General features: G+C 65.5%; 26 protein-coding genes and 1 pseudogene. 16 read left to right on the top strand and 11 right to left on the bottom strand.

Annotated features, from left to right (window positions below):
- Window positions 1-135 precede the first annotated feature (135 nt).
- From radC to L21_RS03190, 5 genes are all read left to right on the top strand, one after another.
- Entirely contained in the window at window positions 136-804 is a 669-nt protein-coding gene (gene radC, locus L21_RS03210; protein ID WP_074369054.1) for a RadC family protein, read from the top strand.
- Window positions 805-976: 172 nt separating this feature from the next.
- The gene (locus L21_RS03205) at window positions 977-1,633 is read left to right on the top strand and encodes a Yip1 family protein (RefSeq protein WP_074369053.1); all 657 of its coding nucleotides are present in this window, start codon (window positions 977-979) and stop codon (window positions 1,631-1,633) included.
- A 1-nt stretch (window position 1,634) separates the two neighbouring features.
- Window positions 1,635-2,777 carry a COG1361 S-layer family protein gene (locus tag L21_RS03200; RefSeq protein ID WP_074369052.1) on the top strand — a complete coding sequence of 381 codons (1,143 nt, stop codon included), beginning with the start codon at window positions 1,635-1,637 and terminating at the stop codon, window positions 2,775-2,777.
- 5 nt (window positions 2,778-2,782) lie between these two features.
- The gene (locus L21_RS03195; RefSeq protein WP_074369098.1) at window positions 2,783-3,454 is read left to right on the top strand and encodes an ABC transporter ATP-binding protein; all 672 of its coding nucleotides are present in this window, start codon (window positions 2,783-2,785) and stop codon (window positions 3,452-3,454) included.
- The gene (locus L21_RS03190) at window positions 3,451-4,596 is read left to right on the top strand and encodes an ABC transporter permease (RefSeq protein WP_074369051.1); all 1,146 of its coding nucleotides are present in this window, start codon (window positions 3,451-3,453) and stop codon (window positions 4,594-4,596) included. The genes L21_RS03195 and L21_RS03190 overlap by 4 nt, the downstream gene beginning before the upstream one ends.
- Before the next feature lie 3 nt (window positions 4,597-4,599).
- On the opposite strand, the gene L21_RS03185 is transcribed toward L21_RS03190, so the two are convergent.
- The 4 genes from L21_RS03185 to L21_RS03170 all read right to left on the bottom strand — a co-directional run bounded on the left by L21_RS03185 (window position 4,600) and on the right by L21_RS03170 (window position 6,664).
- On the bottom strand, window positions 4,600-4,854 hold the full coding sequence (locus L21_RS03185; RefSeq protein WP_256712157.1) for a hypothetical protein: 255 nt from the start codon (window positions 4,852-4,854) through the stop codon (window positions 4,600-4,602).
- Entirely contained in the window at window positions 4,847-5,524 is a 678-nt protein-coding gene (locus L21_RS03180) for a DUF2953 domain-containing protein (RefSeq protein ID WP_074369049.1), read from the bottom strand. Before L21_RS03180 ends, L21_RS03185 begins: the two co-directional genes overlap by 8 nt.
- A gap of 15 nt (window positions 5,525-5,539) precedes the next feature.
- Window positions 5,540-6,013 (bottom strand): spore germination protein GerW family protein, encoded by a 474-nt coding sequence (locus L21_RS03175; RefSeq protein ID WP_256712155.1) that lies wholly within the window; start codon window positions 6,011-6,013, stop codon window positions 5,540-5,542.
- A 69-nt stretch (window positions 6,014-6,082) separates the two neighbouring features.
- Window positions 6,083-6,664 carry a metal-dependent hydrolase gene (locus L21_RS03170; protein WP_074369047.1) on the bottom strand — a complete coding sequence of 194 codons (582 nt, stop codon included), beginning with the start codon at window positions 6,662-6,664 and terminating at the stop codon, window positions 6,083-6,085.
- Between the two features lie 141 nt (window positions 6,665-6,805).
- Between L21_RS03170 and L21_RS03165 the strand changes: the two genes are divergently transcribed.
- Genes L21_RS03165 through L21_RS03125 form a run of 9 tightly spaced genes read left to right on the top strand, consistent with a single transcriptional unit; the run spans window position 6,806 to window position 15,685 of the window.
- Window positions 6,806-8,164, top strand: coding sequence for a TrpB-like pyridoxal phosphate-dependent enzyme (locus L21_RS03165; RefSeq protein ID WP_074369046.1), 1,359 nt, complete (start codon window positions 6,806-6,808; stop codon window positions 8,162-8,164).
- A gap of 10 nt (window positions 8,165-8,174) precedes the next feature.
- Window positions 8,175-9,674 carry an anthranilate synthase component I family protein gene (locus L21_RS03160; RefSeq protein ID WP_305954469.1) on the top strand — a complete coding sequence of 500 codons (1,500 nt, stop codon included), beginning with the start codon at window positions 8,175-8,177 and terminating at the stop codon, window positions 9,672-9,674.
- Window positions 9,674-10,252 carry an anthranilate synthase component II gene (locus L21_RS03155; RefSeq protein WP_074369044.1) on the top strand — a complete coding sequence of 193 codons (579 nt, stop codon included), beginning with the start codon at window positions 9,674-9,676 and terminating at the stop codon, window positions 10,250-10,252. Before L21_RS03160 ends, L21_RS03155 begins: the two co-directional genes overlap by 1 nt.
- Entirely contained in the window at window positions 10,249-11,265 is a 1,017-nt protein-coding gene (gene trpD, locus L21_RS03150) for an anthranilate phosphoribosyltransferase (protein WP_074369043.1), read from the top strand. Before L21_RS03155 ends, trpD begins: the two co-directional genes overlap by 4 nt.
- Window positions 11,262-12,014, top strand: coding sequence for an indole-3-glycerol phosphate synthase TrpC (locus L21_RS03145; RefSeq protein ID WP_074369042.1), 753 nt, complete (start codon window positions 11,262-11,264; stop codon window positions 12,012-12,014). Before trpD ends, L21_RS03145 begins: the two co-directional genes overlap by 4 nt.
- Complete coding sequence (locus L21_RS03140) at window positions 12,011-12,586, top strand: phosphoribosylanthranilate isomerase (RefSeq protein ID WP_083608745.1); 576 nt, start codon at window positions 12,011-12,013, stop codon at window positions 12,584-12,586. The genes L21_RS03145 and L21_RS03140 overlap by 4 nt, the downstream gene beginning before the upstream one ends.
- Window positions 12,583-13,755, top strand: coding sequence for a tryptophan synthase subunit beta (gene trpB, locus L21_RS03135; RefSeq protein WP_074369041.1), 1,173 nt, complete (start codon window positions 12,583-12,585; stop codon window positions 13,753-13,755). Before L21_RS03140 ends, trpB begins: the two co-directional genes overlap by 4 nt.
- Window positions 13,752-14,588 carry a tryptophan synthase subunit alpha gene (trpA, locus tag L21_RS03130; protein WP_074369040.1) on the top strand — a complete coding sequence of 279 codons (837 nt, stop codon included), beginning with the start codon at window positions 13,752-13,754 and terminating at the stop codon, window positions 14,586-14,588. The genes trpB and trpA overlap by 4 nt, the downstream gene beginning before the upstream one ends.
- Window positions 14,585-15,685 (top strand): ATP-NAD kinase family protein, encoded by a 1,101-nt coding sequence (locus L21_RS03125; protein ID WP_074369039.1) that lies wholly within the window; start codon window positions 14,585-14,587, stop codon window positions 15,683-15,685. Before trpA ends, L21_RS03125 begins: the two co-directional genes overlap by 4 nt.
- Window positions 15,686-16,408: 723 nt before the next feature.
- On the opposite strand, the pseudogene L21_RS14380 reads toward L21_RS03125, so the two are convergent.
- A pseudogene (locus L21_RS14380) lies at window positions 16,409-17,299 on the bottom strand (Na/Pi cotransporter family protein); the annotation flags it as partial.
- A gap of 119 nt (window positions 17,300-17,418) precedes the next feature.
- On the opposite strand from L21_RS14380, the gene L21_RS03115 reads away from it, so the two are divergent.
- Window positions 17,419-18,084 carry a cytochrome c biogenesis CcdA family protein gene (locus L21_RS03115; protein WP_143727202.1) on the top strand — a complete coding sequence of 222 codons (666 nt, stop codon included), beginning with the start codon at window positions 17,419-17,421 and terminating at the stop codon, window positions 18,082-18,084.
- A 6-nt stretch (window positions 18,085-18,090) separates the two neighbouring features.
- On the opposite strand, the gene L21_RS03110 is transcribed toward L21_RS03115, so the two are convergent.
- The 5 genes from L21_RS03110 to L21_RS03090 form a co-directional block, all read right to left on the bottom strand.
- Window positions 18,091-18,612 carry a hypothetical protein gene (locus L21_RS03110; RefSeq protein ID WP_074369037.1) on the bottom strand — a complete coding sequence of 174 codons (522 nt, stop codon included), beginning with the start codon at window positions 18,610-18,612 and terminating at the stop codon, window positions 18,091-18,093.
- Between the two features lie 65 nt (window positions 18,613-18,677).
- Window positions 18,678-19,223, bottom strand: coding sequence for a hypothetical protein (locus tag L21_RS03105; RefSeq protein ID WP_143727201.1), 546 nt, complete (start codon window positions 19,221-19,223; stop codon window positions 18,678-18,680).
- A gap of 188 nt (window positions 19,224-19,411) precedes the next feature.
- Complete coding sequence (locus tag L21_RS03100; protein ID WP_143727200.1) at window positions 19,412-19,612, bottom strand: hypothetical protein; 201 nt, start codon at window positions 19,610-19,612, stop codon at window positions 19,412-19,414.
- A gap of 15 nt (window positions 19,613-19,627) precedes the next feature.
- Window positions 19,628-20,161 carry a YIP1 family protein gene (locus tag L21_RS03095; protein ID WP_074369034.1) on the bottom strand — a complete coding sequence of 178 codons (534 nt, stop codon included), beginning with the start codon at window positions 20,159-20,161 and terminating at the stop codon, window positions 19,628-19,630.
- A gap of 175 nt (window positions 20,162-20,336) precedes the next feature.
- Window positions 20,337-21,305 carry an ABC transporter permease gene (locus tag L21_RS03090; protein ID WP_074369033.1) on the bottom strand — a complete coding sequence of 323 codons (969 nt, stop codon included), beginning with the start codon at window positions 21,303-21,305 and terminating at the stop codon, window positions 20,337-20,339.
- Window positions 21,306-21,730: 425 nt separating this feature from the next.
- On the opposite strand from L21_RS03090, the gene L21_RS03085 reads away from it, so the two are divergent.
- Window positions 21,731-22,360, top strand: a complete 630-nt coding sequence (locus L21_RS03085; RefSeq protein ID WP_074369032.1) for a hypothetical protein — start codon at window positions 21,731-21,733, stop codon at window positions 22,358-22,360.
- Window positions 22,361-22,419: 59 nt separating this feature from the next.
- On the opposite strand, the gene L21_RS03080 is transcribed toward L21_RS03085, so the two are convergent.
- Window positions 22,420-23,154, bottom strand: a complete 735-nt coding sequence (locus tag L21_RS03080) for a winged helix-turn-helix transcriptional regulator (protein WP_074369031.1) — start codon at window positions 23,152-23,154, stop codon at window positions 22,420-22,422.
- Window positions 23,155-23,207 lie beyond the last annotated feature (53 nt).

Below are 23,207 nucleotides of genomic sequence, written 5' to 3'. Positions count from 1 at the left end.
CGCGGAAAAATTATTTCGTTTCGTTCTTGTTCTCTCCGGATTCGGGTCCGCCCGGTGAGCCGGATCGATTGGCAACGTATACATGCTCCGGGATCTAAACCGGGGATCGAGGTAACCCGATCGGGCCGGACGAGCATGAGAAAGATGCGTGATACCCCGAACCGCGATCGCCCGCGCGAAAAACTGGCAGCACGGGGACCCCGGGCGCTCACCGATGCCGAACTGATCGCCCTTCTCATCGGGCGCGGCACGGCGGGGCGGGACGTTCGAGAGGTCGCGAGCGACGTCGAACACTACCTGAAGCATGCGAAAGGCTGCCCTTCTTATGACAATCTCCTGGAAATAGACGGTATCGGTTCGGCGAAAGCCTGCGAGATCATGGCCTGCTTCGAACTCGGGCGGCGGTATCTTGAGGGCGACGGCGTCTCGGGGCACCGGATCACCCGCCCTGAGGACGTGCTCCCGCTGGTCGCGGAGTGGCGGGGTAAGAAGCAGGAATATTTCGTTTGCATCACGCTCAACGGTGCCGGCGAGGTGATCGAGCGCCGGGTGGTCACCGTCGGGATCCTGAACCAGAGCCTCGTCCACCCCCGGGAGGTCTTCTCCGAGGCGATCACCGACCGTGCAGCCTCGGTCATCCTTGTCCACAACCATCCCTCGGGCACGCTCGATCCGTCCACCCAGGATCTCGGCATCACCCGGCAGCTCGTCGAGGCCGGGTCGATCCTCGGCATCCGGGTGCTCGACCACATCATCGTCACGAAGAAGGGTTACGCGAGCTTAAAGGAGCTCGGACACCTGTAACAGCGGGGGAAAAACCGCCCTAACACCCCGGAAATACCGCTCTCGTCCCCGGTTTGAGCCGAACACTGTCGGTGGATCCCTGAAATCCGGTGAATTCCTCCGCGTTCGGCATCACCACCCCGAAAAAGTTTATCCCTTCCCGTTGGCCAAGAGTATACGAGGCGTACTCACCATGGATACTGGATTTCTCCGGGTGTTGCTCGATCCCGGACGATTTTTTGAAGCGCGTATGCAGGAAAAACCGAGCCTGAAGATACCGGCGCTGATTGCGCTCGTCATCGGGCTGATCGGTGCGGTCTCAACCGTACCGATGGCGGATATCACCATGGCCATGCTTCCCGCGGATATGCAGGGCCTCGGGGTGATCATGATGGTCATCTCCGCCGGCGTTGCCTTCGTCGGCGGGCTCCTCGCATGGGTCATCTGCGGCTTCGTCTTGTACCTCGTCTCGATGATCTTCAAGGGCCAGGGCGACCTCGAGCGGACGATGGAGTTCACCGGCTACGGTCTCATCCCCCAGATCTTCGGGGGCATCATCGGGACATACTTCTCCTACCAGCTTCTCTCGGGCCTGAACATCCCGCCCATGACGAATCCCGAGCAGATGGTGGAGTTTTCCGAGAACCTGGTGACGATTCTCACGACCGATCCCCTGGCGCAGATCGCCGGGCTTGTGAGCATCCTCTTCATAATATGGAGCGCCAATATCTGGATCTTCGGTATGAAGTACGCGCGGAACCTCTCCACGCGGGACGCGGTTCTCACCGTCGGGATACCCGTGGGGCTCTACATCCTCTCTAGGTTAATCACACTTGCCGGATGGCTGTAACATGAAACCACTCAATGTTTTGATTATATCACTTCTCTGTGCCGCGATAGCGTTCACCGCACCGGCCAGCGCCGGTCCTGCGGACATCACCGTGGTCTCCTCGTCGCTCGACCCCCCGGTCCTGATGAAGGGGGACACCGGGACGCTGACGGTGGTCGTCCAGAACACCGGTGCCGAGACCGTGGCCATCCGGAGCGCCCGGCTCTACGGCAGCGGGGTCGTCCCCCTGAACGAGCCCTATCCCTCGGTCGGTGAGCTCGGCGCCGGGAACAGCAAGACGTTCACCTTCACCGTCCGGGCGGACGGAGGGGAAGGAACGTTCTACCCGACGTTCGTGCTCGACTTCCGTGACGGTGCCGGCAACCTGCGCTACCCGGTTCCGGTCCAGGTCGAGAACACGCCGCTCAGCGCGTCGGTGATCCAAAAGCCGGACGCTTTCGCCGAATCGAGGACGGCCGACATCACCGTCCGGGTGGGCAACCCGCGGCCGAACGCCGCCTCAGGCGTCCAGGTCGTCCCGCAGGGGAGCGGCTTTACCGTCACCCCGACCGGCGGGTTCATCGGCAGCCTCGCCCCCGACGCGTCCGGGACGGTCACGTTCAACCTGACCCCGACCGCGGAGACGGACGTCACGTTCCAGGTGGTCTGGCGCAACGGGATCAACACCCACACCGCCGACCTCGTCCTGCCGGTCGCGTTCGGCGAGGACAAGAAGCAGGCCGACCCCGTCATCACCAACGTCGAGGTCACGCCGATCGCCGGGGGCTACCGGATCGTGGGCGACGTCATGAACGCCGGTCTCGAGTCCGCCCGGTCGGTCGTCATCAGCCCCGGGTCGCCCGCGACGCCCATCGACCCCTTCCGGGTCTACGTCGTCGGAACGCTTGACCCCGACGACATCTCGTCGTTCGAGGTGACGTTTAAGGTCAACGGAACCGTGACCGAGATCCCGGTCGTCGTCGAGTACCGGGACGATGACGGCAACCGCTACACCGCGTCGATGCCGGTCGGGCTCGGCGGCACGGCCGCCCCGCTCGAAGAGCAACAGGAAGACGGCGGGTTCCCGATAGTTGGGCTCCTCGTCTTGGTGCTCGTCGCGCTCGGGGTTGCCGGAGCAATCTACTACTCGTGGAAGCGGACGTAACGACGATGCCGGTCATCTCTTTCGAGAACGTGAGGAAGGTCTATCCCCTCCCGGCGGGCGACGTCGTGGCGCTTGACGGCGTCGATATCGCCATCGATGAGGGAGAGTTTGTCCTGATCATGGGCCCCTCGGGGTCGGGGAAGTCGACGCTCCTGAATATCATGGGCTCGCTCGACGTCCCGACCTCGGGCGAGGTCACCATTGCCGGCAACAAGATAGGCGGGATGGACGACGACGACCTGACCCTTCTGCGGCGCGATCATATCGGGTTCGTCTTCCAGCAGTTCAACCTGATCCCGCTCCTCTCGATCGTCGAGAACGTCGAGTACCCCCTGATCCTGAAGGGCCGGCAGAACGGCACCCGGGAACGGGCGGAGGAAGTCCTCAGGGCGGTCGGGATCGAGAAGACCCATTTCACCCATAAGCCGGGCGAACTCTCCGGCGGGCAGCAGCAGCGGGTCGCGATCGCCCGCGCGCTCGTCAACGACCCCGACTTCCTCCTCTGCGACGAGCCGACCGGGAACCTGGACTCGAAGACCGGTACCGCCATCATGACCCTCCTCGACCGGATGAATCGCGAGGAGGGCAAGACCGTCGTCATGGTCACCCATGACCCCCGGATGACCGAATACGCCGACCGGACGATCCGGCTCGTCGACGGGAGGGTGGAAGAATGACGTTCTTCGACCTCGCCCGCCGGAACGTCGTCCGCCACTGGCTCCGGTCGTCTCTCGCGGTCATCGGGATCGTCATCGGCGTCATCGCGATCGCCTCTCTCGGCATCATGGGCAACAGCATCGGCCTGATGTTCAACGACATGGTCAGCGACGTCGGCGACACCGTCATCGTCTCCCCGGCGACGGGCGTGGGCGGCGGCAAACTCACCGAGCGGCAGGTCTCCGATATCGCCCGGGCGGTCGGCTCCAACGACGTCATACCGTTCTCGAGCACCGCCGATAAGATCTCCGTGGGCGATAAGGAGGGCGGGGCGATGCTCTATGCGATCCCCGCCGGGGATATCCCCTCCCTGCTCGAGGTGGAGTCGGGGGGCTACCCGAGGGATACGGGCGGTGGGTGCCTGATCGGGAGCGAACTTTCCGCGAACAGCAGGGATAACGGCCTGAAACTCGGTGCCCGGATCAGGATCGGCGACGAGACCCTCCGTGTCGTGGGCGTGCTCAAGGAGCGGGGGATGGGTTTCGACATCAACCCCGACTACGCCATCGTCGTCCCTTACACCTGGTATTCGAGCCACTACGACGAAGAAGATTACGACCAGGTGATCGTGAAGGTCAGGGACGTCAACGATATCGACGCGGTCAAGGAGTCGATCGAGCAGAGGATGAACCGGCGGGAGGACGTCGTCAACGTCATGGATACCCGGGGAATCCTCGAGAGCATCTTTGCGGCCACCGAGTCGATCACGGTCTTTCTCGCGGGAATCGGCGCGATATCGCTCCTCGTCGCCGGCGTCTCGATCCTGAACGTGATGCTGATGTCGGTCACCGAGCGGATCAAGGAGATCGGCGTTCTCCGGAGCATCGGCACCCGGCGGGGCGAGGTGATGCGGATGTTCATCTACGAGGCACTCCTCCTCGGCATTGCGGGCGCTCTCATCGGGGGCGTGCTCAGTTTCTGCGCCGGCTACGTGGTAACGGCGGTCTTCGTCGAGAACCCCGATTACCTCTTCGACCCGACGAGCCTCCTCTACATCGTCTTCGGGATGGCCTTCGGCGTCATCACGAGCGTGGCATCCGGCCTCTACCCGGCCTGGAAGGCGGCGCACTTAAATCCTATCCAGGCACTGCGCCACGAGTGACGGCTAACCCATACATCTCTTTTTTTCCCGCTCGATATCGTCGCGGAGTGTTTTGAGGAGATCGTCGATCGCTCGCGGCGCACCCGGGAGGAGGGCGAGGTACTCGCGCTCCCCCTCGACGACGAGGATCGCAACCGGGGTCAGGCTGATTGCGGCCGCTTCCCCCATACAGAGCGTGAACATCCTGATGATGGGGATGATGCACCGCCCGCCCGCCGTACGGCCGCCGCCGGCGACGAGATCGATTCCTTCAGGCACCCGCCACACCTCTTCCCGATACCCGGCGGAGCCGCTCCCTCACCGGTCTGTCCAGAAGAGCCCTTGCGACCGCGATGAGGATCAGGAGCGGGCGGCGGATCTGCATCCGGAGCGAAAACGTGCCTTCGAAGACCTCGCGGTCGAAGACCGGGGTCATCACGAAGTCGATCGCCTCCGCCGGCCGGAGTGCGTAGCGGACGGCGGTGCAGTAACCGTACACGACGCCGGTGTCGGCGGGGCTCTCGAGGCCGAGGGTGATATCCCCCCGGAGCGATTCAAGGTAGAGGGACCGGTAGACGGTCTTGAGAATCCTCCGGATATGCGGCCAGAGGTCGCCGGCGGCGTCGAGGTACTCCCGGATCGGTCGGGCCGGCCGCCTCTCCTCAATCTTCTCCTCTTTCTCCTCCGGCTTTTCCGCCATCATCTCCCTGAGATCCCGGGCCATGATCCGGCGACCGGCGAGGAGGATCTCGAGCACCTGCACCTCCTCGGCGACCCGGACCCTCGCGCCCACAATGCCCCAGGCTACGGTTGCCGTCGCCCGGGCGCTCTCCCGGCTGCAGTCGGCGACCGTCGAGACGGTCACCGGAACCAGGTAGAGGGTCAGCAGAAGAGCGAGGATGAGGACGGCGGCGACGAGCAGAATGAATAAAAGAAGGGTCGCGGCCATGGGATGGAGAGAACCCTATGCCTCTCCTTCACCGCCGATCGGGATCTCCGTTCCACCTTCCGGTACGGGGGACATTCTGCCGCCCTTGCGCTGCTGCATCATCTCGGAGCCCTTCTCAAGCACCCGCTCGACGTGGGGGCCGACCGCCTCCCCGATCGTCGAGATCACCTCGGCGATCTCGCTCTTCTTCTTCAGCGAGACCACCTGGATGCCCTCGGGGCCGGGGACACCTTTGGTGATGATGATCAGGGCAACGGCCGATATGCCGCCGCCGCCGGCACTTGCGGCTCCGGATCCGCCGGCCGGCCGGCCTTCCCTCTTCTCTCCTGACCCCTCACCGCCGCCGAACCCGAGCCCGAACTCGGCGACCGGTATGATAACCCGCTCGCCGGCCTCGATCGGGGCACCGAGGACGGCGCTCGCGCAGAGTGTTCGTGCAAGTTGATCGACGGTTATCTGAAGCATCGATTCGCCAGTCAAACTGTTCACCACAGGTATTCCACTCTCCGGCCCCGTATATAATGGTTGGGGTTTCCCACCGGCCGCCTGTCGCCGCCCTCACGGCAGGAGCCGCCAGCCCACGGTCAGCGCGGCGAGGACGACGAGGCCGAGTGCGGCGAGCGCCAGGGATAGCGAGGTGTTTGCGAGCCGGGTGAGGGCGGTCGTGAGTTCCCGGCGGTAGATGTAGGCGAACAGCCCTGCTATCAGGAGGAAGAAGAGCCACTCGCTCGGTTGGGCGAGCTCCCGGAGAACCGATTCCCAGAAGTAATCTTCCGGATAGCCGTGGCTCGGGAGAGGACCGAGGAACGGCCAGAACCACTCGACCGGGTGCCGCCACATCCCGTCGAAGAACTGGTGGCTCGCCATCCCGGCGGCGACGGCGAAGAGCTCGATCCTCCGGCGGTAGTAATAGAGGATGAGGCCGGCGATGACGACCAGGAAGAGGATGGTGAGGCCGTGGAAGTAGATTCTGCCGTAGTCCACGGTTCCGGCGAGGAGGATGTGCCCGAGCGGCTTGTCGATCAGGTCGGGGAGCACGGCGCCCAGCACGGCGAGCGCAAGAACCCTCCGGTCGCCGGCGATCGCCGCGAGCACGACGCCTATGAGGAGACCGACCATGGCGTGGGCGAGGAGGTACATCGCTATCCCGTGGCGGAGCGTGCATATACCCTTTTTCCTGTGTGGACCGGGCGGGGATTGGATCCGTGCAGTATCAAAGTGATCTCAATTGATCAATGATGTTGGACAATGTATATATGTGTTCAGGGTACACCGTGATGCATGCAGACGAAGATCCTCCTTGACGAGGGGGAGATGCCGAAACGGTGGTACAACATCCAGGCAGACCTCCCGACGCCCATGGACCCGCCCCTTCACCCGGCTACCGGGAAACCGGCGGTCCCCGACGATCTCCGCCATCTCTTCCCGATGGAACTGATCCGGCAGGAGATGAGCACCGAGCGCTACATCGACATCCCCGAGGAAGTCCGGGATATCCTCACCCTCTGGAGGCCGAGCCCGCTCTACCGGGCAAGAAGGCTCGAGGCGGCCCTGAAGACCCCGGCGAAGATCTACTTCAAGTGGGAGGGCGTGAGCCCCCCGGGTTCGCACAAGCCCAACACCGCCATTCCGCAGGCCTACTACAACCGCGAAGAGGGGATCGAGCGCCTCGCGACCGAGACGGGGGCGGGGCAGTGGGGGTCGTCGCTCGCGTTTGCGACGAGCCTCTTCGATATGGAGTGCACCGTCTACATGGTCCGGAGTTCCTACGACCAGAAACCCTACCGGAAGAGTATGATGCAGGTCTACGGCGCCGAGTGCATCCCGAGCCCGTCCGAGAAGACCCGGTCCGGCAAGGCCATCCTCGCCCGCGACCCTGATACGCCGGGCTCCCTCGGGATCGCCATATCCGAGGCGGTCGAGGACGCGGCCGCCCACGAGAACACCAACTACGCCCTCGGCTCCGTCCTCAACCACGTCTGCCTCCACCAGACGATCATCGGCCAGGAGGCAGTGCAGCAGCTTGCGGCTGTGGACGCCTACCCCGACATGGTGATCGGGTGTGTCGGCGGCGGCACGAACTTCGCCGGGCTCTCGTTCCCGTTTGCGGGGGCGAAGATGACCGGGAAGCATCCCGAGACCGATATCGTCGCGGTGGAACCCGCCGCCTGCCCGACCCTGACGAAGGGGCTCTACGCTTACGACTTTGGGGACGTCGCGGGGCTGACGCCGCTTCTTCGGATGTTCACCCTCGGCCACGACTTCGTCCCGCCGGCGATCCATGCCGGAGGGCTCCGTTACCACGGGGCGTCGCCGCTCGTCTCCCGGCTCGTCCAGGATGGGGTCGTCCGGCCGGTCGCCTACCGGCAAAACGAGGTCTTCGAGGCCGCGGTGCTCTTCGCCCGGACGGAAGGGATCGTCGTCGCGCCCGAGGCCGCCCACGCGGTGAAGGCCGCGGTCGACGAGGCGCTCCGGTGCCGGGAGACCGGTGAGGAGAAGACGATCCTCTTCAACAACTCCGGGCATGGCAACTTTGACTTCTCCTCTTATGAGGCCTACTTTGCAGGAAGGCTCGTCGACTACGAGTACCCGGCGGAGCTGATCAAGGAGTCGCTCGCCCGGCTGCCGGTGACGGGGTGATGCCGGTGGACTGGACTGCGCTCCAAGAGAGCTGAACACGACCCCGGGATACGAGGAGGCCGTTGCCGCGGCGGACGCGAGCGGCCGGCCTCTCGTCGTCCCGGTATATGGAGAGATCCCGCTCCCCGCGACTTCGCCGGCCGACCTCTATACCTCCCTCCGCGAAGGGCCCGGATTCCTGCTCGAGTCGCTCGAGGGGAGCGCGAAGGCCGCCTGTTACTCGTTCATCTGCACCGCCCCGTCCGCGACCGTCGCCGTGGCCTCCGACGGCACGCTGACGGTCTCCGGCGATCCGCGTATCCGGGAGATTGCCGCCGGCACCGAGGCCGCCGACCCCCTCGACGCCCTTCGGTCGTTCATGGACGGATTCCGGGTCGCTTCCGCGCCGCTTCCCCGCTTCTCCGGGGGGCTTGCCGGTTACTTCTCCTACGACCTTGCCTCGTCCCTCTACCCGGTTCCCCGGCCGGAGGGGGTCGACGAACCCGTTGCCCGGTTCATGCTGGCGCAGGACTGCCTCGCCTTCGACCACAAGAGAGAGCAGCTCGCGGTCGTCGCAAACCTGCTCGTTGCCGACGGGACCGATGCGGAGGAGGATTACGCCGGGGCCCGGACGGCGATTGCCGAACGGATCGCCCGGATTCGCGATCTTGCGCCGCCGTCCCCGTGCGGGCGGTGCCAGTCCGGCGTCCCGGCGTCGTCCTGCACCCCGGACGAGTTCTCGGGCGCGGTTCTTCGGATAAAAGAGCATATCGCGGCGGGCGACGTCTTCCAGGCCGTCCTCTCCCGGCGGCTCGCCTGCCGCATCGCCGGCGACCCGTTCGCCGTCTACCGGCGGCTCCGGGTGGAGAACCCGAGCCCCTACATGTACTACCTGGACTTCGGCGACCGCCAGGTTGCCGGGAGCAGCCCCGAGATGCTCGTCCGGGTGGAGGACGGTCGGGTGACGACCGTCCCGATCGCCGGCACCCGGCCGCGGGGGCGGACTCCGGCGGAAGACGACCTGCTCGCGGCCGAACTCCTCGCCGACGAGAAAGAGCGGGCGGAGCATGTCATGCTCGTCGACCTGGCGAGAAACGACGTCGGGGCGGTCTCCGCCTTCGGAACCGTCTCGGTGAAGGACTTCATGACCGTCGAGCGGTTCTCCCACGTCCAGCACATCGTCTCGACGGTCACGGGGACGCTCCGGGAGGGGTGCGACCGGTTCGACGCCCTCCGCTCCTGTTTCCCGGCGGGAACCGTCTCGGGCGCCCCGAAGGTCCGGGCGATGCAGATCATCGGCGAGACGGAAGGGTTCCGGCGGGGGATCTACGCCGGGGCCGTCGGCTACGTCGGCTTTTCCGGCACGATGGACCTTGCGATAGCCATCCGGACGGTTCTGGTGCAGGACGGCGTCGCTTCCGTCCAGGTGGGGGCCGGGATCGTGGCCGACTCCGATCCCGGCCGGGAGTGGACCGAGACCGAGAACAAAGGGCGGGCGATGCTCGCGGCGCTCGGCGCGGAGGCGGAGTGATGCAGGTGCTCGTCATCGACAGCTACGACAGTTTCACTTTCAACCTCTGCCAGCAGATCGGTGTGCTCGGCGCGGAACCGGTCGTGGTGAAGAGCGATACGCCCCTCGATCGGCTACGATCCGAATCGTTCGACCGGATCGTCCTCTCGCCCGGCCCGGGGCACCCCCGGGACTCCGCCCTCTACCGGGAGGTTCTCGGCACGATCAGCCGCACCGTCCCGACGCTCGGGGTCTGTCTCGGCCACCAGGCGATCGGCCTTGCGTTCGGCGCCCGGATCGTCAGGGCGGACCGGCTGATGCACGGAAAGCGGTCGCTCGTCCGGCACGACGGTGCGGGGATCTACGCGGGCGTGCCCGACCCCCTCGTCGCGACCCGCTACCACTCGCTCGTCATCGAACCGGCATCCGTTCCGGACTGCCTCGCGGTGACCGCCACGAGCGACGACGGGACGGTGATGGGCGTCCGGCACCGGTCGTTCCCGATCGAGGGGGTGCAGTTCCACCCCGAGAGCATCCTCACCCCCGAGGGAACCCGGCTGATGGCGAACTTCCTCTCCGGCACGGGGGGCGCGGCATGATCCGCGAGGCGATCGCCCGGGTCTCCTCGGGGACGGATCTCTCCCCGGCCGAGGCGGGAGGGGTGATGGAGGAGATCATGCACGGCACGGCGACACCCGCCCAGATCGGCGGATTCCTCACGGCGCTCCGGATGAAGGGGGAGACCGTCATAGAGATAGCGGCGTTCGCCCGGGCGATGCGGGCGGCGGCCGTCCCGGTCTCTCTCCCCTCCCCCGGGGAGCGGGTGGATACCTGCGGAACCGGGGGCGACGGCGCGGGGACGTTCAACATCAGCACCGCGGCCGCCTTCGTCGCGGCCGGTGCGGGCGTCCCGGTCGTGAAGCACGGGAACCGGGGGGTCTCGAGCCGGTGCGGCTCGGCCGACGTCCTCGAGGCGCTCGGGGTCGACGTCGCGATCCCGCCCGAACGGGTGGCGGACGTTCTTTCGACCGCCGGGATCGCGTTCCTTTTCGCCCCGGCCTACCACCCGGCGATGCAGTATGCCCGCACCGCCCGCCAGGAGATCGGGATACGGACGGTCTTCAACCTTCTCGGCCCCCTCACGAACCCGGCGGGGGCGGGAGCGCATCTGCTCGGCGTCTACGACCCCGGCCTGACCCTTCCGGTCGCCCGGGTCCTCGGCGACCTCGGGGCGGAGCGGGCGCTGGTCGTCCACGGTGCGGGGCTCGACGAGATCGCGACGGCCGGCCCGACGACGGTCGCGGAACTCCGGGACGGCGAGGTCACGACGTATACCCTCGATTGCACGGAGTTCGGGATCCCGCGTTCACCCGTCGCGGCCATCCGGGGCGGGGGGCCGGAGGAGAACGCCGCGACCCTTCTTGCCGTCCTCGCGGGCGAGGAGGGCCCCGCCCGGGATATCGTCCTCCTCAACGCCGGGGCGGCGATCTACCTCGGCGGGAAGGCAGTCGGCCTTGCGGACGGGATTGCCCGTGCCGGGGCATCGATCGACTCGGGTGCGGCGCTCGACCGGCTCCGCCGGCTGGTCGGGGCGACCGGAGGCGGGGCATGATCCTCGACGAGATCGTCAGGGCGACCGGCGAGCGCATCCGGCACCTCGACCAACCGGTCGATCCCGATCCCCTGCCCCGCCGGAGCCTTGAGGCGGCGATACGCGCCTCTTCCGGGAGGCACGCGGTCATCGCCGAGGTGAAGTACGCCTCCCCGTCGCGGGGGAGGATCCACGACGGCTGCACCCCCGAAGCGATCGCCCGGGAGTTCGTCGCCGCCGGGGCCGCCGGCCTCTCGGTGCTGACCGAACCCACCTATTTCGGGGGGAGCACCGGGTACCTCGTCCGGGTGCGGCGTGCGGTATCCGTCCCGGTCCTCAGGAAGGATTTCATCATCGACGAACGCCAGCTCGATGAGACCCGGGCGCTCGGCGCCGACGCCGTCCTCCTGATCGCCCGGGTGCTCGGCGACCGTCTCCCCGAGTTCGTCGACGGAGCGCTCGCGCTCGGGCTCGAGCCGCTCGTCGAGGTTCACGACAGGGACGAGATGGAGCGCGCTCTCGCGACGAGTGCGAGCCTCATCGGGATCAACAACCGCAACCTCGAGACGATGACGATCGACCTCTCGACGACCGTTCGCCTGGCCAGAGCGGCCCGCGAGGCGGGGCGGCTCGTGGTCTCGGAGAGCGGCATCACGTGGCCCTGCGATGTCCGGAGCCTCTCCCGGCACTGCGACGCGTTCCTGATCGGGTCCGCCCTGATGTCGGCCCGCGACCGGAGCAAACGATTGGAGGGGTTCGTATTCGCGTGAAGATCTGCGGGATGACGAGCGTTCGCGACGCACTCCTCGCCGTGGCGGCCGGTGCCGACGCGATCGGCGTGGTGCTCGCGAGCCCCTCCCCCCGGTCGGTGAGCCCTGAGGTGGCGCGGGAGATATTCGCGGCGGTTTCGCCGTTCGCGACCACGGTCGCGGTCACCTCGACCGGCCGGCCCGAAGACGTCCCGGCGCTCCTCTTCTCGCGGCCGGACGCGGTTCAGGTGCCGGCCGATCTGCCCCTCCCTCCTGATGCGGGGGTGCGGGTCATCAGGATGCTCTCTCCCGGCGACGCTCTCCGGGGCGACTGCGACGCGGTGATCGTTGATAACAGCCACGGCACCGGGCGGGCGTTCGACCCGGAGTATGCCCGGGCATGCGTGGCCGCCTCCCCGGTGCCGGTCATCCTTGCGGGAGGGCTCACCCCCCACAATGTGGCCGACGCTATCCTTGCGGTGCGGCCGTATGCGGTCGACGTCGCTTCAGGCGTCGAGGCGGCGCCGGGGATCAAGGACGAGCGCCTCATGCGGGCGTTCGTGAAGGTATGCAGGATGATGAACAATCCATGAAACCAGGACGATACGGTATATACGGCGGGCAGTACGTGCCCGAAACCCTGATGAGCGCGCTGATCGAACTCGAGGAGACCTACGAGCGGGTCCGCGAAGACCCGGAGTTCTCCCGCCGGCTCTCCTGGTACCTCCGCGAGTACGCCGGGCGGGAAACGCCGCTCACCTACTGCGGGAACCTCTCCCGCGACCTCGGCTGCTGCGTCTACCTGAAACGGGAAGACCTCCTCCACGGTGGGGCGCACAAACTGAACAACACCCTCGGCCAGGCGCTGATGGCGAAGTTCATGGGCAAGCGCCGGCTCATCGCCGAGACGGGCGCCGGGCAGCACGGCGTCGCGACGGCGATCGCGGGCGCGGCGCTCGGTCTCCCCGTCGAGGTCTACATGGGCGAGGTGGATACCCGCCGCCAGGCATTGAACGTCTTCCGGATGGAACTCCTCGGCGCCCGGGTCGTCCCGGTCGCCTCCGGGACGCGGACGCTGAAGGACGCCATCAACGCGGCGATGCGCGACTGGGTGGCGAACCTCCGGGATACCCACTACCTGCTCGGCTCCTGCGTCGGCCCGCACCCCTTCCCCCGGATCGTCCGCGACTTCCAGTCGGTCATCGGCGAGGAGGCGAGAAGGCAGATCCTTGAACGGGAAGGGCGGCTCCCCGACACCGTCGTCGCCTGCGTCGGCGGGGGTTCGAACGCGATCGGCATCTTCTACCCGTTCGTGAACGACGATGTCGCGCTCGTCGGCGTCGAGGCCGGCGGTGAGGGGCTCGATTCCGGCCGCCACGGGGCTTCGCTCTCGGCCGGCTCGGTCGGGGTCTTCCAGGGGGCGCTCTCCTACCTCCTCCAGGACGGCGACGGCCAGGCGCTCGAGACGCACTCCGTCGCCGCGGGCCTCGATCACCCCTCCGTCGGGCCGGAGCACGCCATGCTGAAGGACTCCGGGCGGGTCCGCTACGAAGCGGTCACCGACGCCGAGGCGCTCCACGCCTTCCGTCTTCTCTCCCGGACCGAGGGGATCATCCCGGCGCTCGAGTCCGCCCACGCGGTCGCCTACGCTCTCCGGGCGGCGGACGATCTCGATAAGGACGACATTCTCGTCGTCAATCTCTCGGGGAGGGGGGACAAGGACGTCGCCGATGTCGCGAACCTTCACGGGGGCGTTGCATGAGCCGGATCGAGGCGCTCTTTGCCCGGAAGAACCCGGTCTTCATCGGGTTCACCGTGGCGGGGGACCCCGGCATCGAGGCGTCGCTTGGGGTGGCGACGACGATGATCGACGCGGGCGCCGACCTCCTCGAGATCGCGATCCCCTACTCCGACCCGGTGGCGGACGGCCCCGTGATCGAGCGGGCGCATGTCCGCGCCCTCCGGGCAGGGACGACCGCGGACGACGTCTTCGCCCTCGTCCGGCGGATCAGGGAGCACGCGCCGGCGACGCCCCTCGTCCTCTTCACCTACTATAACATCATCCACCGCCGGGGAGCCGACCGGTTCTTTGCGGAGGCCGCGGCCTCCGGTGCTGACGGCGTCCTCATCGTCGACCTCCCCGTCGAGGAGTCGGACGAGGTCGCGCCCTACGCCGCCCGGTACGGCGTCGACCGGATCGCCCTCATCGCCCCGACGACTTCGCCGGAGCGGCAGCACACGATCCTTTCCGGAGCATCCGGTTTCGTCTACCTGATCTCGCTCGAGGGGGTGACCGGCGAGCGCGACCGCCTCCCCCCCGGCCTCGCCGGGCTGGTCGGCGCGGTGCGGGAGAAGACCTGTCTTCCCCTCGCCGTCGGGTTCGGGGTCTCGCGCCCGGAACACGTCCGGACCGTCGTCGCCGCCGGTGCGAACGGCGTCATCGTGGGGAGCGCGCTTGTCCGGCTGATCGAGGAGCACTCGAACGATGAGGCCGGAATGCACGAAGCGCTCGCGACGGCGATCACTGCGTTGCGGGGTGCGCTCGTTCCCGACCCCGAACCTGATATGCTCCGGCGCGAAAGGGTAGACGAATGAGACGGATCGGGTTTCTGGTCAACCCCATCGCCGGGATGGGCGGCGCCGTGGGGCTCGCGGGGACGGACGGCCAGGCGGCCGAAGCCCTTCGGCGCGGCGCCGTCCCGCGCTCGGCCGACCGGGCGGTCCAGGCCCTCTCCGCCCTCCGGGGTGAAGATATCGGGTGGTGCACCTGCTCGGCGCCGATGGGCGAGGACGTCCTCGCGGCGGCCGGACTCGACCGCTCCACCGTCCTCTACCAACCCGCCGTCCCGACCAGCGCCGCCGACACCAGGGCCGCATGCCGGGCGTTCCTTGCGGCCGGGGTGGATCTCGTCGTCTTCTGCGGCGGGGACGGCACGGCACGGGACGTCTTCGACGCGGTGGGGCGGGAGGTGCCGGTTCTCGGCATCCCCGCCGGGGTGAAGATGTACTCGGCGGTTTTCGCGGTCAACCCGGCGGCGGCGGCCGACCTCATCCGCCGGGCGGGCGATATCCCCTGCCGGGACTCCGAGGTGATGGACGTCGACGAGGAGGCCTACCGCTCGGGGCGGCTTACCGCCCGGCTCTACGGGTATGCCTGCGTGCCTTTTGTTCCCGAGCGGACTCAAGGGGGAAAGCAGATCTTCGAGCAGCAGGACGAGGAACGGGCGAAGGACGACATCGCGGCGTTCATCGGTGAGATCATGATCCCGGACACCCTCTACGTCTTCGGCGCCGGGAGCACGACGGCGCGGATCATGGAGCGGCTCGGTCTTGCCCCGACGCTCCTCGGGGTCGATGCCGTGAGGAACGGGGAGGTTCTCGCCCGTGACGCCGACGAGCGGACGCTGCTCGCTCTCCTTGACGAACACCCGCGGGCGAAGATCGTCGTGAGCCCCATCGGCGCCCAGGGGTTCGTCCTCGGGAGAGGGAACCAGCAGATCAGCCCCGCGGTGCTCCGGAAGGTCGGGCTATCGAACCTGATCGTGGTCGCCACGCCCGGAAAACTCACTGCAACACCCCTCCTCTACGTTGACTCGGGGGATGCGGCTCTCGACCGGGAGGTCGGGGACTCTCTCCAGGTCGTCTCCGGCTACCGGATTGCGCAGCGAAAACGGGTCGTCCAGGCCGACTGACACCGTTTCGGCCTTTTTCTCGCGCGAGTACTGCTCGGCAAGTTTCCTGAGGTCCCGCACCTTGGCGTTCGCCGCCTCGATGATCGAGAGGACTTCGAGGAAGCGGCTGTCCCCGAGATCGCCCTCCCTCTTGAGGCTGACGAGCTGCTCGCGGTAGCGCTCGTTGATGGCGTGCTGAAGTTCGACGTCACGGCCGCGGAGTTCAGCGACGGTCGCATCCAGGATTCTCGGGAAGAGATGCCCGAGCCCGACGATGTTCTCGTCGAGGATCCGGTAGACGCTCTCTGTCTTCTGTACGAAGGCGGTTCGGGCTCCGTCTTCGCTCCAGGATGCTCTCCGGAAGAAACTTCCGAGATCCCCGCCGAGATACCCGAGCCGCCCGATCTCGTTCGACATCCGCACCAGAAAGACCACCTCATTCGTCTCCCGATCCGAGAGTTGCCTCGCGGAGATTGTCCGGAGGGCCTGCTCGATCCTCCGATCAAGGTAACTGTTCAGGCTCTTGAGCCGCTCGACCATCTGGTAGTCGGCCTCCTTCGACGTGGCGAGGTAGGTCATCGCCGCCCGGAAGAGGTCGAGCGTGACCTCGTGGGCATGGTTGAGCTCGCTCTTGATCTGTTCGAACCCTGCTTGCGTGTCGTCGGGGATGCCGTTCTCGAGGTGGCGCGTCCGCATCAGGATCTCGGGTTCGTTCCCGGGCACCAGCCGTTCGATGACCTGCCCGAACCGCCCGATGAAGAGGAGGAAGACCGCCGCCGTGATCAGGTTGAAGGTGAGGTGGGCGTTCGCCACCATCTGTGCCTCGCTCCCGCCGATCGACACCACGAAATCGGTGAACAGGGCGAGGAAGGGGAGGATCAGGAGCACGCCCCCGAGGTTGAAGAGGAAGTGGGCTACCGCCGCCCTCCGGGAGTAGAGGTTCATCCGGGCCGAGGCGATCAGGGTCGTCGTGGTCGAGCCGATGTTTGCGCCGAGCAGGAGCGGGATCGCCTGCGGGAGGGTGAGCAGCCCCTGCTGGGCGAGGATAACGGCAAGCCCGGTCGTTATGGCGCTTGACTGCACCGCGGCCGTCACGAGAAACCCGATCAGGATGGCGAGCGGGAGCGCCGAGTACTCCGTGACAAGCCCGATGAGTTCGGGGTCGTTCTGGAACGGCGTGAGCGCCGTCGAGATGAGATTCAGGCTGAAGAAGACCAGGCCGAAGTAGAAGAGGGGTTTCCCCAGGAACCGGTAGCGCCTGCCGAAGATCCCGACGAGGAACCCGACCGGGATCAGGACCTGTCCGAACGCCGTCATCTTGAAGGCGACGAGCTGGGCGGTGACGGTCGTCCCGACGTTTGAGCCGATGATGATTCCGAGACTCTGGATGAACGAGAGCGTCCCGGTGTTGACGAGGTTGACGGTGATGATCGTGGTCGCCGCGCTCGACTGGACGAGGGCGGTGACGACGGCGCCGAGGAGGGCGGCGAGGATCGGCCGCTCCGTCACCCTGCCGAGGATCGAAGCGAAGCTGCCCTTTGCGACCGCGAGGATCTCGCGGGAGAAATTCTCTATGCCGTAGAAGAAGAGGATCAGGCCGGGAACGACGGCGAATAGTATCTCCCAGGGGACCATTGTTGTTCAGTGAGTATGGAGTCTTCGCTCTGAAATACCTCTCTAAATGCATCTCCGGCCGGGGAGGCGGCGATCCTGGAACCACAGGTTTAATTCCGGCTGGCATCGAACATCTTCTGATGGCAGCCTTCGACCCCTCGGTCCTCGGGATCTTTATCTTCGGCCTCGTTGCCGGGATCTGCCCCTGCAACAGCGTCCTCTGTCTCGGGTTGATCGGCTACCTGACGAGTGGGAAGACCGATCTCTCGCTCGCCGGGATCCTCCGGCTGACCGTGGCGTTCTCGCTCGGGACGATCCTCGTCCTCCTGCCGCTCGGGGCGGTCGCGGGCTACGTCGGGGGATACCTCCTCTTCCTCGACGAGACGATCGCGTGGGGGATCGGCGGGGTGCTGATGATCCTGATGGGGCTGCAGCTCCTCCACGTCTACAAGCCTCCCATACGGAGCATCTTCAACCGCTTCCGGGCGCCCGTCTCCTACACCGCTGCAGGGGCGTTCCTCCTCGGCCTCTCGTTCGGGGCGATCACCGTGGGGCGCGGGGCGCCGATGCTCCTCGTCGTCCTGACCTACATCGCGCTCTACCAGACCGCTCTCGAAGGGCTCTTCACGATCTTCGTCTACGCCGTGGGGCTCGCGATCCCCCTCATCGTGATCAGCTCGGTCGGGGGCGCGGTCGGGAAGAGGATCAAGGAGAGGGCGAGGGTGAGCGGGGAGGTCTTCGACCGGGTTATGGGCGTCGCGATCGTCCTGATCGGGGTCTACTTCCTCTACCTGGCGTTCTTCTAATTCAGTTCATCGGGCCTGCCGGCTGCACTGAGAGGCGAGCGCGAGGAGCATGATGCCGAGCAGCGGGAGCCCGGCGTAGACGTAGGCCGCTCCGGCGAACTCATAGAGCGACGGCGAGTCGACCCGGATATTCGCCGGGAGTGATGGGGCGAGGAAGAGGCCGTACGCCCAGGCCATGCCGAAGAGGCTGATGATCCCCGCCTCGATCACGGAGAACCACGCGAACGTCCCCTGCCTGACCGGGAGCGCTCCGAGCAGGAGGGCGAGGGCCGCCGGGGCGAGGAGCACGGTCGCGAAGAGGCTGATACCGGAGGACTGCGGCACCGGCCCGAAGACGGCGAGTGCCGCAAGAAGCGCCGCGAACGGCACCGCCGCCCACCACCTGCCGCCCTCCTGCGCCAGAGCGACCGAGAAGAGCGCCGCTCCCGCGAGCGAGACGATGCAGAAGAGGAGGAGCACCGGTGAGAGGTCTGCAGCCCCGTATATCGACCTGCCGGGGTAGGCGAACCGGGCATACACCCCGGTCACGGGTACGGCGATGAAGTACGCCGCGGTGAGGGCGAGGGCGAGCGTTTTTCTCTTCGGGGCCGTATCTATCCCTCCTCTTCAGCGTGCCTCTCTTCCCGAAACCCCGGATCGAAGGCGGCGACCGTCCGGAGAACGATATAGAGGATCGCGGCGATGAGCACGCACTCGAGGTAGAACCCGAAGACCGCGAACCCGGAGAAGAGCAGGCGGTAGGCGAGGGTGTCCACCGCGAGCGGCAGGACGCCCATGATGCCGTCGAAGAACCACCCGAAGACCGGTATGCTCTCCGCGAGGAGGGGGGCGGGGCCGCCCGGCCACCGGTCCGGGTTGATCACCAGGGCGGCGACGAACGGGACGGTGGCTGCGATGGCGGCGAGCAGCGCCTGCCGCTCTCTCCTGACCGGGACGGCGCCCGAGATGAGCGGGAGCGGTGTTGCGGCCCCCGCAACCGCGAGGATGACGATAACGAGAACAAAGACGGGGAGGACGGACGACGGCGCCGCCCCCGGTGCCCCGGAGACGGTTCCGGCGATACCCGCCCAGATTGCAGACGTAACGGCCGCGATGAGCGGCGAGAACCGGGGGAGCGAGGCGACGATCGTATCAGACATGGTGCACCGTCCGGGGCGCGGTTTTGCTGCCGTGTCCTGGATACCTGCGGGAGAGGTCAACGTTCTTCTATAAACGATTTCTGTCACGATCGTCTACACGTCGGGACATTTCGGCCCTCATGCATCTCGGAGGGGTGGTATCTGTCCCGGAGGGATATCTCGATGTAGATCTCTCTACGGCACAACGGTCAGCCCGATTGCTTCTTCCGGCACCGTCTGCTCGCGACCTGCACGATGAGGCTGCTAAACAGCAGGACGGGGAACAAGTACCGGGTAAAGGCATCAGGCCGGCCGTGCAGGATGATATCCTGGTAGAAGTTGACCGCGAGAACGACTGCGGCGAGGGCGAGGAGCAGTTTCCACAGGAACGAGAGGTGGTTGCAGTTCATGACCGTCACCGGTTATCAGATTCCCACCGCCCGGTGGAGATAGAACGCGAGAACCGCACCGGTTGCAAGAGCGACGAAGACGGCGCGGTCCTCTGACTTCTCGTGAAACACGACTACGCCGAAGTAGGTCGAGAGGCAGAACCAGACGATGAGGATCAGGCCGGCAAACGGGACCTCCAGGAGGACTGCCCAGGAGAAGAGGATGAGCGGCGAGAGGGCGTAGACCGTCGACTTCATCGTCTGCTCGAACTCGCGGTGGACGTCGACGAAGAGCAGGAAGAAGTGCTCGACGAGGCTGACGGCGAGGAGGGCGACGGCCCCGGTTATCAGGCCCTGCGTCAGGGTGACAAGGGTGCCTGCTACGATAAACCAGATTCGGTGCGTTCCGCTGTTCTCCACCCCCTCTCCCGCAAGGAGGGATAGTGCCATGAACAGGACCGATGCGACTGCGACGATCGCGAAGTAGAATATGAGATCGTCGCGCAGCGGTTTTTCGTTGAGTCTCTGGAAGACCCGCCGGGGGCCGGTGAAGATTGTTTCTGTCAACATGCTCCTCCTCCCGGAATGACTGCATTCATCTGTCCGGTTCCGGTATCGATGAAGGAGAAATCAACGTTCTCTTATAAACGTCCTCTGTCCGAACCGTCTACACGTCAGGGTTTCGATCTATTTTCTCTCGATTTATGAAACGACCGGGGCGCACGTATCCCTCTCTCACGAGCGATCACCGGATATCCATCCGCATGAACCTTGTATACGCGACGGCGAAGAAGGCGACGGGATAGATGGTCAGGGCCACAACGCTCGACCATATCTCGCCGAGCGTATCCTCAAGGGTCGCCCCCGATGACGGGGAGTTGGCGATCCCCTGGATGAGGGCGTTGGTCGCCATCTGCGGTGATGCGAGGTTTCCAATGCTCTGGATAAGGTCAAACTGACCGTAATACGCCGTGATCGCTGCCTGGAATTCTTCCGACGAGATATCCCCGCCGTATGCCGCCGGATCGGGCTCCTCCGTCATGAGCGCCATCCCGATATGCGTGGTGGCGTAGGGGGCCAGGAAGACGAGGAGGATGAAGACGACCACGGAGAGGAGCAGAGCGCTGCCGCTCTCCCGGCAGAGGGTGGAGAGGGCGAGCGCGATGGAGAAGAACGTCACGAGGAAGAGGAGGATGACGCCGGCATAGGTCAGGATCATCCACAGATCGCCCGAGGAGGGGACGATCGAGAAGACAAGGAGGAGCGCGGTGGATATAGCGAGCACGCTCCCGACGACGAGGGCAAGCAGCGCAACGCCCCCGAGCGCCTTGCCGTTGATGATCTCGTCGCGGTAGACCGGGTGGGAGAGCAGGCTTTTGAGCGATCGGGACTCCTTCTCCTTCGAGACCAGATCGAACCCGAGCGCAAGCGCAAGGAGGCCCCCGCAGGAGACCAGCGTGAGAAACATCGAGGAGTAAATCCCCTCGACCGGCGGTTTTGCGGGCATCATCCCGGCCGGTCCGTCATTCTGGTTATCCATCGTCGCCAGTTGCTGGGCATACCTATCCAGGTCTCTTTCGTAGTTCCCGACCCCGCTGTAGGTTCCCACTAGGGCGATGGCGAGGAAGAGGGCGAGGATCACCAGGAATCGCCAGCCCGTGATCTGGTCGGTGAACTCTTTTTGGGCCACGGTGAAGACCCGTTCCGCCGTCATGTAATCTCACCGGTCAGTACGCATACTTCTATCTCCATGTTCATTCTCCGTCCGTGGTCGCAAGAGTACCGCAGGCCCGCGACAATACGCGGTATCGCCCCTTAAGTGACAACCGAGGTTTTTCCGCCGCCCGGAACAGGCAAGGGTTACTCAAATGCACTTCCACGGGTGTTGCCGTCTTGAGACTGGATCGTTACTCCATATACCTTTTCTCTCACATTCCTCTACACGTCGGGGCGTGAGAGGAGTGAATCCGACCAGTGGCCGTGGTAAACCGACGATACTCTGTACCGGTCACTTTTCGGAAACTTCAAGCCCGGCCGGTTCCATACTGACTTTAACCACGCCGGTTCCATCGGCCCGGAACTACCATGAGGCGCCCGATCTCTATCGTTATCGTTGGAATAATAGTCGTCTATGCCTGCATGCACTTCTTCGTCTTACCGGAGGCTCCGGAAGTCACCCGTATCGAGAATATCACCCATCTTGAGTCCCCGGCCTACAACCCGGCCATCCTGGACCTCTGGGAGATCGCCGTCGAGAGCACTGGCGTCGAGAACGAGTCGGCTGTGTTGCGGAAGCTGGAGGTCGATCTCGCCGGGGACGGCGCGGCTCGGATGATATGGCTCTACTTCTACGGCGATAAGGACGGCGAACAGCACGGCTACGAGGCGTATGTGGGGCCGGGCGGCACCGTATCGGCTAAATCGCAGAAGTTCAATTTTTCCGTGCAGGGGGTGCACCCTCTCGCCCTCTTGCGGGAGGTCGACGCTATCGTCTTGGAGGAGATCCCCTTCCGGGACCGGGGTATGAGGCTTCTTGTAAACCCGAACGCGTACGGGGACCACTATAACGGGACCCCGGGAAGGCTCTACGAGGTCTCGGGCGGAATGTTTTGCCCGGTGAAAGAAGTGACGTTCGGCCCGGACGCGTGCTGGTACACCATCACGATCACTCCCCACCGGAGCCCGGGATCCCCGCCATCTCCAGAAGAGGTTCTTATTGCGTTCACCCGGCAGGATCTCGCGGTAGCCGAGTCCGTAGTCTACGGATAGGTGAGCGTCGAGAACCGGGACTCGTTCATCGTCTCCAGCCCAAACCGCCCCCGGGCGACCTAACCGGTTGCGTCTGCGCTCCTATCCGCCCGGAATACGATATCCCGCCGGGGGAAATAGCGCACCAGCCTCCCGTCCTTCTCGCTCCGTACGGCACCGCCCCGGATGAGCAGCGCCATATGCCAGGTCACCGATGCGCCGGAGATCCCGAGCGCGGATGCGACTTCTTTCCGCGCCATTCCCGGGTCCTGTGCAAGGAGATCGAGGATCTGCTTTCGTGTCCCATTGATGGGGTAGCCCTCTCCCTCACTGGCTGGTCTGCCGTTCGCATAGTACCGCAAGAATCCGTGATCGCGCTCAGCTACTATCTGTCCGGTCTCGCAGAGGGTTGCAAGGTGGTACCGGAGCGTTCCAATGTTAACCCCCAGCCTGCGTGAGAGGGAAGCGTGGTTGATCCCGGGGTTCTCCCGGATGCAGCGGTATGCCGCACGGCGGGTGTCGTGTTCGAGAACATTCTTTCTGGAGATCCACCTCTGGCCGAGAATGAGCCATACGGTTACTGATATGAGGAACTGAACCGGGAGGAAGAGCAGGGGTGCGGTCGTGAAGACGAAGTCGAGCAGGAGCAGTTTGAGCGGCACGTTCCAGATATATACCGGGGCCGGATCGTCCGGTATCGTCTCCGGAAACTCCTCCTCACTTGATATGGTGCCGGCAGCACTCCCCGGGGCGATTATAAGCAGAAGGGCGAGGAGGAGCAGAGCAGTCCTCGCGAGAGGGAGTTGATGCCGCATTAAAGAGATCAGGTGGTCGGGAGTATAAAAACGGTGCTATTCTGTTATCCCCC

The organism is Methanoculleus chikugoensis (assembly GCF_900095385.1).
GTDB classification, from domain to species: Archaea; Halobacteriota; Methanomicrobia; order Methanomicrobiales; family Methanoculleaceae; genus Methanoculleus; species Methanoculleus chikugoensis_A.
Note: the sequence above shows the minus strand (reverse complement) of the source record. Positions and strands in the feature narration are given on the sequence as shown.